Below are 14,999 nucleotides of genomic sequence, written 5' to 3' on the forward strand. Positions count from 1 at the left end.
CTGTAATCGACCGCAAATTAATTATTAATTAAATATCATTTTTTATTTGTAATATGACTATTTTTTGATATAAAAGAGCGTTGATATGCATTTTGAGTGCAAAAGTCCTTGTTTTAAGCAGTTTTACCGGACGGCGTAGTATCAAGTATTGGGCCATATTTATGATAAAAACGATGTGACAGCAGATGGTTAAACTCCTTGTGCTTAACTTCGCAATAACAATTTGCAGTAAAAGAAAAACAATAAATATAAAGCGTCATCTTTTAGGGTGGATTAGACATTGCTAATGAGTAAAATTATGGGCTATCAAAGGCCAGATATAAGCTCGCTGAGCTTACCTAACTTGCATAAAAAGTTATTACTAGCAAGTGTATTTGTTGTCGGTGCAGCGTTATTATGGCCCACACAACAAGAGTTTTCATCACAACGTATTCCAGTGGCTATCGACATAGACTCGTTACTGCCACACATAGCACAACAAAATCAGGTTGCTACTTCCACTCAACAAAATACCCCTATTTTAGATAGAGTGATTGAAAGCGGTGATACCCTTAGCCATTTATTTGAACTGGCCGGTATCGACCAACGCACCATGTATAAAGTGCTAGAAGCAGACTTAGAAGTACTGGCCTTAGATACATTATTACCGGGTAACCGTATTCAGTTTTGGGATAACGCCAATGGCGAGCTTGAAAAGTTAGAATTGTATTTTAACCCTGCTCATCAAGTGGTGTTTACCCGTTTTGACGATGGCAGTTATGAAGTAAAAGACATCAACATTGATGGTATTTGGCAAAATCGAATTGTCGGTGGTGAAATCAATGGCTCGTTTTATGTTTCGGCAAAAAATGCAGGTCTAAGTGCCGCTGAAATTCAAAAAGTAGAATCATTACTTAAGTCTAAACTCAACTTTTCACGCGAGCTGCGTGCAGGTGATACATTTTCTGTACTGGTAAATGATCAGTTTGTAGAAGGCGAGCCAACAGGAGTGACATCAATAGAAGGTATTCGTATCAATACCGGACGTCGCGATATTACCGCATTTCAAAATACCGATGGCAATTTTTACGACATTAACGGTCAAAGTTTGGCGCCAGCATTTCAGCGTATTCCTTTAGACCGTAAAGTGCGGTTAACCTCACACTTCAATCCGGCGCGTAAACATCCAATTACAGGCCGTATTCGCCCACACAATGGCACCGACTTTGCGACACCGATAGGCACCAAAGTCGTTGCCCCAGGTGAAGGTGTTGTCACTATGGTGACTAAGCATGCGTTCGCGGGTAACTATATTGTGATCGAGCATGACAATAAAGTGCGTACGCGCTACTTGCATTTGTCGAAGTTTTTAGTCAAAAAAGGCCAACGTGTAACGCGCGGTCAAGTGATTGCATTATCGGGTAATACAGGTGCATCGACAGGACCACACTTACATTATGAATTTATTGTCAACGGTCGCCCAGTGGATGCAATGAAAGCCAATATAGCAGAAGCCAAAGTGTTGCCTAAAAAGCAATTACAGGAGTTTCAGGCATTAGTGCGTAGCAGAACCATGATGATGGATTTAGGTTAATCATTAGCGACTAAATCATCAAAACGAATAAAAATGCAGCTATATTAGCTGCATTTTTTGTTTGAACACGAGCGTTTATATTGCCTCTTTGTACATTGCTACACTATCTGGATTGGGCATTTATAGTACAGCGATGAGATTTCTCTAAGTTTCTACTTTTCGATGGTATGAGTATTTATAGTAAGCTCCCCAATACGGTTGCTACCCACGGTTATCAAGATTTTCAGGCTGATTGCTTTAAAATCCATAGGTAAAACAATGAAACAGAATATCGTGCATATTGCACTAGTGATAAAAGATTACGATGAAGCAATCGATTTTTATGTCAATAAATTAAACTTTGAGCTTATCGAAGATACTTATCAGCCGGAACAAGATAAACGCTGGGTTGTTGTAGCACCGCCAAACTCTCATGGCGCGGCGATATTACTGGCTAAGGCGTCTAAGCCTGAACAGCAAGATTTTATAGGTAATCAAACCGGTGGTCGTGTATTCATCTTTTTGAATACCGATGACTTTTGGCGTGATTACAAGCGGATGAAATCGATAGGTATTCACTTTGTACGTGAGCCACAAGAGCAAGACTACGGCACTGTTGCGGTGTTTGAAGATTTGTATGGCAACCTATGGGATTTACTTCAGTTAAACCCCAATCATCCAATGGCAAAAAGGTAAGATTAGTTTTATCTTGGCAATGCTATTTATCAATTGTCATTTAACTTAACTTGCAAGTTGCTCGCTGAGTTTATTGTTTTACATTGTCCGCATCCACCTCGGTTCTTGGGTCCATTTCATATGCGGTTGGGCTTGCCATATCGGTGACGGCACGAAAGCTTTCTTTTGTTGCCAGTGTTGAAGGGGCAATATGGCTGCGACGTCTTAATAATACGATAACGAAGAAAATCGCCAAACAAGAACTGGTAAAAGCATATAACCCCTTGGCGCCTAATAATCCCATAGCAACTGAAGCTATGGGGGCACCAATAGCCGACGATAATCCCAGAGTGATGAGCATAGCGCTGCTTATTTCAACAAAATCTTCAGCGGTGGCGTTGTCATTCGCATGGGCTAAGCATATTGCATATAGCGTCATACAGGTTCCTCCCCAAAAAAAGGCTGATATCGCTGCAGGCCAACCGCCAAAAGTCGTGACAATGTAAGGAAGGGTAAAAAACACTAGTGACACCATGGTGCCACCTAATGCGGTAAACATTAAAACACTGCGTCTATCAAACCTATCAGACAATTTACCCAGCGGTACTTGAAAACATGCTCCGCCAAGCACGGTGGCAGATAAAAATGCACCGAGTTGAATGTTGTCAAAACCATTATCTTTAGCATAAATAGGGGCTAAAGCCCAAAATGCACCTGTGACAAAACCAGCAACCACGGCGCCAATCAATGCAACATGAGAGTGGAGCCACACCTTTGGCATATTTAACTTAACCTGCTTTACCACTGCTGGTGCAGATGAACGTGTTAATGACACAGGTATGATGGCGATAGAGATAAAGATGGCTGCGAGACCGTATAGCATCGATTCTCGCTCACTACCTAAATTGAACAGTTGTTGACCACACATCACCATGATTAAATTGAGTGTGGTATAGATAGACAGTATTGTTCCCCTATTACTGGCTGTAGACGTGCCGTTTAACCAGCTTTCGATGATCATGTATAGGCCAGAAATCATTACTCCTATCAAAAACCTTAACAACATCCAACTATAAAACTCAGGTAATAAAGGAAACACTAAGATGACCACTGAGTAGCATGTAGCTAATACCGCAAAACTTCGAATATGACCAACTCGTTTAAGCATATAGGGTGTGGCTAAACAGCCGGAAACAAACCCTAAAAAGTAGCCAGATCCGGTCAAGGCGACTTGTGTATCGCTAAAGCCTGATTCACTGGCTGCGATGGGGAGTAAGGTCAATAATAATCCATGACCAAGAATTAAAAATGCATTCGATATGAGTAATGCTGAAAGTGGGATTAACGCGTTTAACATGTTACTCCAAAGGCTACTATGTCATATGCACAGGCATACGATGAGCCACTATTTGTGGTACTTAATTCAGGTTTTCTATGCGGACTTTAATCCTATGTGTTGCTATTTGATTCTATTATTGCGCCAATCGACTATGAACAGCGTGCTAATGAACGACTGTTGCTGTTAGATTAGCTTATCAGCATCATCAAGGTTGGAAGATTTATACCAAGTATTAAGATTATTTTTTATTCAATATTATCAAGCGATTAGTTTGTGACTGTCACGATGAATTTAACTTAATAGCACCAACTCGGTAGGTGTTTTATTTGTGTTGCACTTATATTGAACAAACTTGAATATCACAAAGTGCCAAAAAATTAGGGGGAAGCGATGGATCTCAATCAAGTAACATTACCTGTATCGAATATGGATAAGGCGGTGGCGTTTTATCAAGTTTTGGGGTTTACCTTAATCGTTGATACCCCACATTATGCGCGCTTTGAATGCCCGATAGGGCAGAGTACCTTTTCGCTATCATTAGAGCCTGAACCGACGATGAATGGGGTGGTGATTTACTTCGAACATGCAGAGTTAGATTGCTGGGTAAGTGACTTGCAAGCAAAAGGGATTGAGTTTGCTCAGCTACCCACAGATGAAGCATATCTATGGCGAGAGGCGGTTTTGTTTGACCCAAGTGGCAATAAACTTAAGCTTTATTGGGCGGGTGATAATCGTTTAAATCCACCTTGGCGAGTTAAATCTTAAAATGCCTTCTGTTTGGTTTAGTCAAATCTGTACCTTAATTATAAGGTGACTGGCCTGCTTCTTCTGCAACTAGCCACACACGCATATCAAATTCGAGTTGGTGATAGTCTGGCAGCATAAAAGTACAAAGTTGATAAAAAGCTTTGTTATGATCTTTTTCACGCAGGTGGGCGAGCTCATGTACCACCACCATTTGCAGCAGTTCAAACGGGATATATTTTAATCGTGATGAGATACGGATTTCATTTTTAGCTTTTACTTTGCTGCCCTGGCGCCGATTAACATAAGAATGTAGCCCAAGTGCATGGTGGCTGGCATTAATTTTGTCGTCAAAAATGACTTTTGCTAATGGATCAGACTGACGCAAATAGGTGTTTTTTAACCCTATCGTCATATCATATAAAGCTTTGTCTGTACGGATGTCGTGTACACGCGGGTAGCGACTTAAAAAGTGTGCGCCCAATGCATTGCTATCAACCAATTGACGTATTTGCTCAACGATGTCTTGGCGATAACCACTTAAAAATCGTAATGCACTGAGTTCACTTTGCCGCTGTTTAATGTCGGCGCTGGTGATTAAGGTGCTCAAGTCTGTTTTGGGCTTGAGCGCTTGGCTTGCCGATTTTAGCGGCATTTTTGGCGGTGCTTGGCGATTTTTGGGTTTGCTGTCTGGCATGGGGGCAACTTGGGAGGCAATTAAATTTGAGTGGTAATGTAGATGATTAAGGCGTTACTAACTATTGCAGTAACGCCATAATGTGGCGGTTTATGCTTTACCAAAAATAATGCGGTTATGTTGAACATAAGCCACATCAAACGCATTTTTTTGAACACGTTTTAAGTCAAGTGATTCAAAATCAACTTGCGGCGGATTACGTTTTAACTGTTCTTTAATGGCAACCGGTGAAATGAGGCTTACCGGCAGATCAGTGATTTGAATGGCGGCTTCAAGTTTAAAGCTAGTGGCACTGCCGGCTAACTTTCCTTTTTGTTCACGTTCAATAATGGCGATGTGATCGACTTTATAATCTTCCATTAATTTATGAAACGCAAAATGAAACTCGCGAATACTTTCTGTTTCGTTAGAGTTTGACACGCTAAACGACACTTTACGGCATGCTGGTACGTTGAAGGTTTCGCCTTCATAAGTGAGCAAGCTGATAATGGCTTCGCCGCCTTTTAATTCTACACCACAAATTTTCATGTTAATCCTTACTGTTTTTACACACACCTGCTTTACGCTGATGTGTCGTTGTTCAATGGATCACGCTTAAGCGCAATCCTAAATGTTGTGCGCGTTAAAGTGTTTATTTAGTCTTCAGCGCTGTTATCTTCTTCAATAATTTGGATCGGTTTAGCTTTACGGCGCATCGGTGCGTCACCTACGTCAACACTGGTGATAAAGCGTTTATCACGCTTAGGTGCCGCTTTCGCTTTTTTAGCCGTTTTTGTTTTACTGGCCGTAGCACGCCCTTGTGGCGCATTGTTTGTTTTGCCTGTTGCCGGTTTGTCTTTGAGGCCTGTAAATTTAGCTTTCATGCCTTCGATTACTGTGGGCTCAAAGTTTTTACGCAAAAACAGCTGCACTTTTTTAAAGCTGTCCCAGTCTTTAGGGCCAACAAAAGAGATGGCATCACCTTTAGCACCCGCTCTACCTGTACGGCCAATGCGATGGACGTATTCTTCGGCAAATTTTGGCATGTCAAAGTTAATCACTAATGACACGTTAACTAAATCAAGCCCGCGAGATGCCACATCAGTGGTGATCAGTATTTGCGACTGACCACGTGCAAACTGATCCATAATGTGATTACGTGCAGATTGCTTTAAATCACCGCTCAATGCCGATGTTGCAAAACCTTGTGATGCCAGTAATGTGGCTAATCGGTCTGTATCAGAGCGCGTTGCGGTAAACACAATCACTTGCTTGTGTTGTTCTTGGGTTAAAATATGCTGCAATAACGCTTGTTTGTGGTCTAAATGGTCAACCAAAATAATGCGTTGTTCAATGTCTTTGTGTTCTGAGTACGACTCACCAATAGCAACGTGACTCGGAGACTTTAGTAAGGTTGCTGCAATGTCGTTAATGCTATCGTGATCTAAGGTTGCAGAAAACATTAAGGTTTGGCGACGTTTATGATCGGCCGCGTCATTAATGGCTTTTAATTGTGGTGCAAAGCCTAAATCGAGCATACGGTCAGCTTCGTCAAGAATGAGCAGTTCAAGACCGTTTAAAAACAAATGACGTTGTTGTAAATGATCCGCAATCCGGCCTGGGGTTGCCACAATAAAATGTGGGTCTCTTGCGAGGGCTTTGGCCTGGTCGTTAAAGTTTTCACCACCGAGTACGCTAATGGCTTTATATTGGGTGTTGGCCACTAATAAACGTAGCTGACCGTACACTTGTTGTGCCAGCTCACGCGTAGGCAACAAAACCAAAACACGAGGATCTTTTTTCGACAAGGCTTTCGTTGAGATTATACGTTGCATGGCCGGTAATAAAAACGCGAGGGTTTTACCCGAACCGGTTTTAGACGAAGCCATTAAATCTTTACCAGATAAGGCAATGGGCAGTGCTTGCGCTTGAACATCGGTAGGCGTGGTAATGCCAAGGTGCTTTAAACTGTCAAGCAGGCGCTTGTCCAATTGAAAATCGGTAAATTGCAAAGGTAAATCCCCTAAAAAATGTTAGCCACGGATTATAGCTGTTTCACTGTGCTATAGCCAACAAGAGTCGCTTTAGTTATGCTATTTTTTAACATCTTAGCTTTGCATTGTATTTGCACATTAAAGATGTTGATTGAATGATAATCATGCCTCGTTTGAAAGGAATAAATATGACAAAGCCGACCGTAGGATTAGTGTTAGGCAGCGGAGCCGCAAAAGGCTGGGCACATATTGGCGTGTTAAAAGGATTAGCATCGTTAGACATATACCCAGATAAAATTGCGGGTTGCTCAGTGGGGGCACTTGTTGGCGCTGCTTATGCTAATGATCATTTAGATGAACTCGAAACCTGGGTAAGCGGCTTTTCTAGCTGGGATGTACTTGGGCTAATGGATTTAGGTTGGCGTAAGGGGGGCTTAATCAGCGGGCAAAAAGTGTTCGATGTGCTGGCTAATCGCATTGGTGATCTCAATATTGAGCAATTAAATAGGCCGTTTGCGGCAGTGGCTACCGATCTGTATTCTGGCCAAGAAATATGGTTTAGAGAGGGAAATTTACGCCATGCTGTAAGGGCATCGTGTTCTATGCCTGGCTTTTTACCCCCAGTGCAACAAGATAACCGTTGGTTAGTTGATGGTGCGGTGGTTAATCCTGTGCCCGTTTCGTTGTGCCGGGCAATGGGCGTAGATATTGTTATTGCGGTTGATCTAAATGGTCATCGTCGTGGTCACATGCACATGATGCCTGAACAATTAAAAAGCCGTGAGCCTAAAAAATCTCAACCTGTTACTGAAAAACCACAGTTAGAGTCTGGCTTTATGGATTTGTGGGGCAAAGGTAAAGATTATATGAGTGACCTAACGGACAAGTTTTCCCTTGGTGGCGGTAAATCTCACCCGGGCATGATAGCTGTTATGTCTCAGTCGATGGACATTTTAGAGCAAAGACATAAACGGTCGCGACTAATGGGCGAGCCACCAGATATTTATATCGTGCCTGATGTGGTTGATATTGGCACTATGGAGTTTCATCGAGCCAAAGAAGCGATTAAAGCCGGAGAAGTTGCGGTACAAGATATTGCCCATTTACTTAAGGCGACGTTGTCGAGTCGTTAATATTTTGCAGCAGGTTATTGCTTAATGTATGGCCTGCTGTCGCTTTTATTTTTTCACTACGGTTAACTGCAATTTGTCTTAATCTTTACCAGTCTGCTTTCTTATGATCTGGATCAAAGAAACGTATCCCGTTATAGCGCCTAATACACACCATATAGTGTTGTTTATTTATTTTGTGCCAATATATAGTGTTTTGCGGCATTTATAAAAGGTGGGTCGTATGCTAGTTGTGGTGAAAAGGGATGGATGCCGTACTGCGTTTGACGCAAGTCGCATCAAAGATGCGGTGTTAGCTGCAATGGATTCTGCGGGGCAAGCAGATGATCAATATGCACTGGAATTAGCCAAAGCTATACAGCTACAGATGGCCGAGCGCACGCAAGTTGATATACATGAGCTACAAGATGCGGTTGAAAATTTATTAATGTCGGGGCCGTTTAAGTCTGTTGCTCGTCATTATATTGAGTATCGCCACGATCGCGACAAACACCGTGAAGCTAAAAGTAAGTTAAATTGTGCTATTCGTGGTTTAGTTGAGCAATCTGACAGTGCTATTTTAAATGAAAATGCCAATAAAGATGCCAAAGTGATCCCAACTCAACGGGATTTGTTAGCCGGCATTGTGGCAAAACATTACGCCAAAACTCACCTATTACCAAAAGATGTGGTCGCTGCCCATGAAAAAGGCGAGATTCATTACCACGATTTAGATTATGCGCCTTTTTTCCCAATGTTTAACTGCATGCTCATTGATTTAGCGGGCATGTTGACTCATGGTTTTAAAATGGGCAACGCTGAAATAGACACGCCTAAATCAATTTCTACTGCTACAGCCGTTACGGCACAGATTATTGCCCAAGTGGCCAGCCATATTTATGGCGGTACAACGATTAACCGCATTGACGAGGTGTTGGCTGAGTTTGTACAAAAAAGTTATCAAAAACATCTTGCTGTGGCTAAAAAATGGCAAATAGCTGACGAAGCGGGTTTTGCCATGACCCAAACCGAGAAAGAATGTCACGATGCTTTCCAATCGCTAGAATACGAAGTGAATACGTTGCATACCGCTAACGGACAAACTCCATTTGTGACCTTTGGTTTTGGTTTAGGCACATCATGGGAATCGCGGTTAATTCAAAAATCTATTTTAACAGTGCGCATGGCGGGTTTGGGCAAAAACCGTAAAACGGCAGTGTTTCCCAAACTGGTTTTTGCTATTAAAGATGGGGTTAATCATAAAGCCCAAGACAGTAATTACGACATTAAAAAGATGGCGCTGACCTGTTCTAGTATGCGTATGTATCCCGATATTTTGAATTACGATCAAGTGGTGAAAGTCACGGGTTCATTTAAAACCCCAATGGGATGTCGCTCATTTTTGGGTGCCTATGAAGAAAATGGGCAGTTGGTTCATGAAGGACGCAATAATTTAGGGGTAGTGAGCTTAAACTTACCTCGTATCGCGTTAGAAGCAGGTAATGATGAACAGCGCTTTTATCAGCTACTCGATCAACGTTTATTAATCGCGCGCAAAGCGCTAGATACCCGCATTGCGCGTTTAGAAGGGGTTAAGGCGCGAGTGGCTCCAATTTTGTATATGGAGGGGGCCTGTGGTGTTCGCTTAAAAGCAGATGACGATATAAGCGAGATTTTTAAACACGGTAGAGCCTCTATTTCATTAGGTTTTATTGGGTTACACGAAACCATCAATGCTATTTATGGTCACGACAAGCATGTGTTTGATGATGCCGCATTACGGGCAAAAGCGGTGGCGATCATCAGTAAACTTAAGCAAGCGACTGAGTCGTGGAAGCAAGAAACCGGTTACGGCTTTAGCTTATACAGCACACCTAGTGAGAACTTATGCAGTCGCTTTTGCCAGCTTGATACGGCGCAGTTTGGGGTGGTTGCTGGGGTGACAGATAAAGGCTATTACACCAATAGTTTCCATTTAGATGTTGAAAAGAAAGTTAACCCGTTTGATAAAATCGACTTTGAACAACCTTATCCGGCAATCGCTAATGGTGGGTTTATTTGTTACGGCGAATACCCCAACATGCAACATAATATTGAAGCGTTAGAAAATGTGTGGGAATACAGTTACAGCCGAGTGCCATATTATGGCACGAACACGCCCATTGATGAGTGTTATGATTGTGGCTTTATTGGTGAATTTAACTGTACCAGCAAAGGGTTTGTGTGTCCTAAATGCGGTAACCATGAACCCAGCCGCGTGTCAGTGACTCGCCGTGTGTGTGGCTATTTAGGCAGCCCTGATGCCAGGCCATTTAACTTTGGTAAGCAAGAAGAAGTTAAACGCAGAGTGAAACATTTGTAATGCATTACAGTGCATACCATAGTGTTGATGTTGTTAACGGTGAAGGTACCCGCTGTACGTTATTTGTCAGTGGGTGTGAACACGCTTGTAAAGGCTGTTATAACCAAAGCACTTGGCGACTTGATGCTGGCCATGTGTATACTCAAGCGCTTGAAGATCAAATCATTACAGATTTAAACGATGACCGCATAAAACGCCGAGGCTTAAGTCTTAGCGGTGGCGATCCGCTTCACCCAGCTAACGTGGAAACCATTTTACATTTAGTTAAGCGGGTTAAGCGTGAATGTCCCAATAAAGACATTTGGCTGTGGAGCGGTTATCAGCTTGCAGAGTTGAGCGAGGCGCAACAAGCAGTGGTTGCACTGGTTGATGTATTAATTGACGGAAAGTTTGAGCAAGATAAAGCTGATCCCGCGCTATTGTGGCGCGGAAGCAGCAATCAGATAATCCACCGATTTAGTCGTTAGTAATCCCAAGTTGATGGCGATAACGCTTAGTGCGTTGTTTGGTTTTAAATTGATCGACCACTAAACTCCATAGTGCTGAGTCGTTTGTTTGCGGTGTTGCTCCTTGGCTCATGCGGCGAAGTTGGCGTTTAATTATGGCCATGGTGGCCAATCCTGCCAGGGTTTTATTTTGCCAATCGACTCGAGGTAATGTTGGGCTAAAGTCTGGCTGTGTTTGCCATAAGTTGGCTAAGTTAGGGTAAAAAGCCAATGCACTGGCAATACCACACATTACAAAGCCGGCATCGAGCACTTGCTCTGCAATCTCCTTACGGCGTATGCCACCTGTGAGCATTAATGGAATAGGCGACTTAGCCACTAATTGACTGGTTAAACTAAGAAAATATGCTTCACGGGCGAGGGTACGTTCATCGGCACTTCGTCCTTGCATAGCGGGTGCTTCATAACTGCCGCCAGATAGCTCAACCACATCGACGTGATATTGGGCCAATAGATTAATGACTTGCTCTGCATCTTCTACATCAAATCCACCGCGTTGAAAATCGGCTGAATTAAGTTTTACTGCAATATCAAATGTGTCGCCACATCGTTGTCTTATTTGCTTAACCACGTCTAATAAAAGTTTGGCTCTATTTTCAAGTGTGCCACCCCATTCATCGGTGCGTTTGTTGGTTAATGGCGATAAAAACTGTGCCAGTAAGTATCCATGTGCAGCATGGACTTGCACGCCGTCAAATCCGGCCTGTTGTGCCATGCTTGCTGTTGTTGCAAAACGTTCAATTACATCTGTAATATCATCATGATTCATTGCTTTAGGCTGCGTAAACATTGAAGAATGCTTGCCTAAATCTAATGCGATGGCTGATGGGGCCAGGTTTTTACCGCCCATAGCCTTAAATACTTGTCTGCCTGGGTGGTTAAGTTGCATCCATACTCGGGCGTTGTTTTGCTTGGCAATACTGGCCCATTGTGTAAAAGGAGCTAAATCACTGTCGGCCTCTAACGCAACGCCCCCAGGACCTGTCATGGCATAACGGTCAACCATAACATTGCCAGTAATTATTAACCCTACGCCACCTTTTGCCCATGCATCATAAAGCGCAAACAATGCGCTGTCGGGTTGTTGTTTTGCATTGGCGAGGTTTTCTTCCATGGCGGCTTTGGCAATACAATTAGGGATAATGCCACCATTAGGTAAGGTATATGCGCTAAATAAACGGTTTGTCATGAAATGCTGTCCATTTATGGTATTAAATAAGGGAATTAAGTGAATTGACCCATGCCAGACATCATAAAGTAATACCATCACAACACCAAACAGGCCCTAGGGTCTGTTTGGTGTTGTTGAGAGAAGTTGATTAAATACGGTAGGTTACCGTTAACTTAGCATTACGTTCTTCGCCTGGTAATCCACCTAAGAACATGGCTTTTTCGTAGTATGATTTATTAAATAAGTTATTGAGATTTAATTGAATTTTATATCGTTCAACATCATAACTAATTGCAGAGTCTACAACAGTATAGCTTGGGACGTATCCGTCAGGAATGCCGAACGAGCTTGAGTTGGTGCTTCGCTCGCCAACATGCTCAGCACCAAGACTAATCGATACAGGTGCAGGTAAACCAAACTCGGCTGCATAAGTCACCCAGGTGCTTGCTGTTACGTAAGGTACACCTTTTTGATGTTGACCATAATCGCTACTGTTTGGATTTTGGTTGTCTCTTGCATCTTGATACACAGCATTAATGTTGACCTTCCATTGCTCACTTAAATAGGCGTTTAAGTCCATTTCGACGCCTTTGGTGTCTTCGCTGCCATCGTAAAAATACGGATCAATATCGGATGTCGTCGCGCTACTGTCGTAATCTGGGTTACTGTAGGCAATATTGGTACGTGAAGATTTAAAAAACACTAATGATGCCAGTAGCTGGTCTTCAAATGCTTTAAAACGTACGCCAAGGTCGTTACTGATTGATTCAGAATCATCTCGGTCGGCTTCTGTGCCTGTTACATCGCCCAATACACTGTAGGCTGTTCGACCTTTAGAGTGATTAACAAAAATAGAGATATCATCAGTTGGCATGTACGTTAAACCAAGGTTGTAAGTAATACCGTTGTCTGTGGTATCTGCTTCTGGCTGTGGCTCTGCCAGGCTACTGCTATATCGAGAATCGACGCCTAAATGCTTATAGGTTTGCCTGATCTCATTGAAGGCAACACCCACTCGGCTGGTAAAGCCTGCACCTAAATATCCCACATGCTGCACTCCAAGCCCCCATGCACTGACTGACTTATTGTAATTACTGGTCACTAGAGGGTCGTAATCTTCAAAATCACCTTCGGCCCAATTAGGATCGCGGATATCATAAATATAGGGGAGCGTTCCTTGGTAGCTTACGTCACCGTTACTGTCTTTTAATACGTAATCGGCATCCCATATTGACGACTGTTTAAATCGAATTGTTCGGTCTTCAAAGTTAGCGTTAACCAATAATTCGTTTTCAATGTTGCCAATGTCAAAGTCGTAACGCAGATCGGCAAAATATTGCCATGACTTTTCATCTGCTGTGACTTTACGGTATTCCTGACGACGAGCTGCATAGGGATACAGTACGTCATCTTCAACTAATGGTGCACGGGGATCTGCATTAATGACACCATTGCGTTGCCAGTAAACGTAATTATATGCACCTGTTTGGCGAGCAAAACCCGTTTCATAATTACGATATTGCAATTGCTGATTTAAGAATAGGTCGTCAGTTAAGTATATGTTGTGGGTAAGTTTAAAGCGTAATTCTTCGCTTTCGTTATCTTTTGCCATCGGGGAAATCAAACCATTATGGCCAAAGTCGTAGGGGGTTTGGCCATCACTAGCACTGAGCGAGTCTGCAAGTTGTTGACGCTGCTCATCGGTAAGTTGCACGCCACTGCTGGTTGGGTCGTTAACCAAATCTTCCCATGTCACTTCGTCAGCGGTTTTACCGTCAACCGATGCAGCGTTATAAATACGAATAGGGTGACCAATGGAGTCGACAGGAATAGCGTCTTTGATATAGGCAGTAGAGAACATCAGATTTTGACTGTCATCTACAACAAATTTTAATGAGCCGTAGACTTCATCTCTGTCTGTGCCAAGATCGCGATAGCCGTCACTGCGGGCGCTTTTTGCAACCACGCGATAGGCAACATCATCGGTTATGCCTCCCGTACTGTCGGCCATTAGTGAATAGCTGTCCCATTGTCCAACTTCGGCTTCAATAACATGTTTGCTTTCAAACTCTGGTTTTTTTTCGATTAAGTTAATCACACCGCCAGCGCTACCCATGCCGTATAAGCCTGTGGCAGGGCCTTTTAATACTTCAACTGAATTAACATTGGTGAGGGAGCGGGTTGGGTTAAATGTATTGCCAAGGCCGGCGCCGCCGTACATGCCATCAAAGGTGTAATTGGCTCCTAAACCGCGGATGACAAGGTTGTCGCCAATACCATAATTATTACCTGCTTGGGTCACGCCACTGATGTTACGCACTAGATCTTTCATGTTACTAATGCCCTGCTCATCAATGAGTGCTTCATCAACAATGACAACCGCCGCGGGAGTCTCCATCAAAGACATGTCTGATTTTGTTGCTAAACCGGAATTCATCACTACCTGGTTTTGACGACCGTATACAGTAATACGTTCATAGTCTTGTGCAGTGGGTTGCGTTTCAGTACTCGAGTCATTAGGTGTTTGCGCGTGTGCATAAATAGGAAATAAAATACTTTGGCAAGCAAGAGCAAGTAAAGATAATCGTAGCGATGTCATAGTGGATACCTCGTTTAATGATTTTGCGAATGATAATGATTATCATAAAGATTGCAATTGAATTTGAGTCATCATGTGGCAAAAACGCTAACAAGAAGTTTATTTGCGCTATTTTTAAGCTGATTGGCTGCAACATCATCATAACCTGTTGCATAAGTTGTTAATTTTTATAATGGAGTAGCTTTATTGTTAGTTATTTGTGATTTCGGATGCTGGCGTTTGTAATGCAATAACTGGTTTGGATCAGGCGTAAAAGACAAGACAGCAAAACC

General features: G+C 42.7%; 12 protein-coding genes. 6 read left to right on the forward strand and 6 right to left on the reverse strand.

The window, feature by feature from the left end; genetic code table 11:
• The first annotated feature begins 286 nt into the window (after positions 1-286).
• Positions 287-1,573, forward strand: a complete 1,287-nt coding sequence (locus tag K8B83_RS10685) for a peptidoglycan DD-metalloendopeptidase family protein (protein WP_373284875.1) — start codon at positions 287-289, stop codon at positions 1,571-1,573.
• A 258-nt stretch (positions 1,574-1,831) separates the two neighbouring features.
• Positions 1,832-2,248 carry a VOC family protein gene (locus K8B83_RS10690; protein ID WP_188737519.1) on the forward strand — a complete coding sequence of 139 codons (417 nt, stop codon included), beginning with the start codon at positions 1,832-1,834 and terminating at the stop codon, positions 2,246-2,248.
• Positions 2,249-2,318: 70 nt separating this feature from the next.
• Here K8B83_RS10690 and K8B83_RS10695 read toward each other — a convergent pair whose 3' ends face one another.
• Positions 2,319-3,584, reverse strand: coding sequence for an MFS transporter (locus K8B83_RS10695; protein ID WP_223419975.1), 1,266 nt, complete (start codon positions 3,582-3,584; stop codon positions 2,319-2,321).
• Between the two features lie 372 nt (positions 3,585-3,956).
• Between K8B83_RS10695 and K8B83_RS10700 the strand changes: the two genes are divergently transcribed.
• Positions 3,957-4,331 (forward strand): VOC family protein, encoded by a 375-nt coding sequence (locus tag K8B83_RS10700; RefSeq protein WP_188737523.1) that lies wholly within the window; start codon positions 3,957-3,959, stop codon positions 4,329-4,331.
• Positions 4,332-4,365: 34 nt separating this feature from the next.
• On the opposite strand, the gene K8B83_RS10705 is transcribed toward K8B83_RS10700, so the two are convergent.
• From K8B83_RS10705 to K8B83_RS10715, 3 genes are all read right to left on the reverse strand, one after another.
• Positions 4,366-4,965, reverse strand: a complete 600-nt coding sequence (locus K8B83_RS10705; RefSeq protein WP_188737654.1) for a M48 metallopeptidase family protein — start codon at positions 4,963-4,965, stop codon at positions 4,366-4,368.
• 132 nt (positions 4,966-5,097) lie between these two features.
• Entirely contained in the window at positions 5,098-5,535 is a 438-nt protein-coding gene (locus K8B83_RS10710; RefSeq protein WP_188737525.1) for a DUF3010 family protein, read from the reverse strand.
• 107 nt (positions 5,536-5,642) lie between these two features.
• Positions 5,643-6,998 carry a DEAD/DEAH box helicase gene (locus K8B83_RS10715; protein ID WP_188737527.1) on the reverse strand — a complete coding sequence of 452 codons (1,356 nt, stop codon included), beginning with the start codon at positions 6,996-6,998 and terminating at the stop codon, positions 5,643-5,645.
• 170 nt (positions 6,999-7,168) lie between these two features.
• On the opposite strand from K8B83_RS10715, the gene rssA reads away from it, so the two are divergent.
• The 3 genes from rssA (at position 7,169) to nrdG (ending at position 10,918) form a co-directional block, all read left to right on the forward strand.
• Positions 7,169-8,113, forward strand: coding sequence for a patatin-like phospholipase RssA (rssA, locus tag K8B83_RS10720; RefSeq protein ID WP_188737529.1), 945 nt, complete (start codon positions 7,169-7,171; stop codon positions 8,111-8,113).
• Positions 8,114-8,333: 220 nt separating this feature from the next.
• Positions 8,334-10,451, forward strand: a complete 2,118-nt coding sequence (nrdD, locus tag K8B83_RS10725) for an anaerobic ribonucleoside-triphosphate reductase (protein WP_188737531.1) — start codon at positions 8,334-8,336, stop codon at positions 10,449-10,451.
• A complete protein-coding gene (gene nrdG, locus K8B83_RS10730) occupies positions 10,451-10,918 on the forward strand; it encodes an anaerobic ribonucleoside-triphosphate reductase-activating protein (RefSeq protein WP_188737535.1) in 468 nt (155 codons plus the stop codon). Before nrdD ends, nrdG begins: the two co-directional genes overlap by 1 nt.
• On the opposite strand, the gene K8B83_RS10735 is transcribed toward nrdG, so the two are convergent.
• The gene (locus tag K8B83_RS10735) at positions 10,908-12,146 is read right to left on the reverse strand and encodes an NADH:flavin oxidoreductase/NADH oxidase family protein (RefSeq protein WP_188737537.1); all 1,239 of its coding nucleotides are present in this window, start codon (positions 12,144-12,146) and stop codon (positions 10,908-10,910) included. The two genes, nrdG and K8B83_RS10735, sit on opposite strands and share 11 nt — an antisense overlap.
• 130 nt (positions 12,147-12,276) lie before the next feature.
• The gene (locus K8B83_RS10740; RefSeq protein ID WP_188737539.1) at positions 12,277-14,727 is read right to left on the reverse strand and encodes a TonB-dependent receptor; all 2,451 of its coding nucleotides are present in this window, start codon (positions 14,725-14,727) and stop codon (positions 12,277-12,279) included.
• Between the last annotated feature and the right edge of the window lie 272 nt (positions 14,728-14,999).

Origin of the sequence: Shewanella inventionis, from assembly GCF_019931735.1 — a bacterium.
GTDB classification, from domain to species: domain Bacteria; phylum Pseudomonadota; class Gammaproteobacteria; order Enterobacterales; family Shewanellaceae; genus Shewanella; species Shewanella inventionis.